Here is a 648-nt window from a genome sequence, read left to right as displayed (position 1 = left end):
AACAAGCGCGGCGCGATCCTGTTCACCGGCGCCTCCGCCAGCGTCAAGGGCTACGCACAGTCCGCCTCGTTCGCGATGGGCAAGTTCGCGTTGCGTGGGCTCGCCCAGAGCCTCGCGCGCGAGCTGTCGCCGCAAGGCATCCATGTCGCGCATTTCGTGATCGACGGCGGCATCCGCAGCGCAGCGCGGACCGAGCCGGATGACAAGCCGGACTCGATGCTCGATCCCGACGCGATCGCGCAGAGCTACTGGAACGTGCTGCAGCAACCGCGCAGTGCCTGGAGCTGGGAGCTCGAGCTGCGACCCTGGGTGGAGAAGTTTTGAAGTCGAGATGCCGTAGGGTGGGCAAAGGCGCATAGCGCCGTGCCCACCCTCTCGGACGGAGAAAGAAATGGTGGGCACGCTTCGCTTTGCCCACCCTACGAGAGCAGGGAGGAATAATGAGCAGCGAAACCACCATCGACACCGGCACCAACGAACTCCTCTGCGTCATCCGCGACCGCGTCGCGGTGATTACGCTGAACCGGCCGGAGGCGCGCAATTCGCTTTCGGACGCGCTGACCCCGGCGCTGCGCACCATGATCCGAAGCTGCGGCGAGAATCCCGACGTCGGCGCGCTGCTGCTGACCGGCGCGGGCGAGGCCTTCT

General features: G+C 66.2%; 2 protein-coding genes. Both read left to right on the top strand.

The window, feature by feature from the left end; translation table 11 throughout:
- On the top strand, positions 1-324 hold a 324-nt coding region (locus MOV75_RS40895), incomplete at its 5' end, for an SDR family NAD(P)-dependent oxidoreductase (RefSeq protein ID WP_247008533.1).
- Between the two features lie 116 nt (positions 325-440).
- Positions 441-648: enoyl-CoA hydratase-related protein (locus MOV75_RS40890; RefSeq protein WP_247008532.1), on the top strand; the 208-nt coding region annotated here is incomplete at its 3' end.

It is taken from the genome of Bradyrhizobium sp. PRIMUS42, assembly GCF_023006515.1.
Classification (GTDB): Bacteria; Pseudomonadota; Alphaproteobacteria; order Rhizobiales; family Xanthobacteraceae; genus Bradyrhizobium.
Note: the sequence above shows the minus strand (reverse complement) of the source record. Positions and strands in the feature narration are given on the sequence as shown.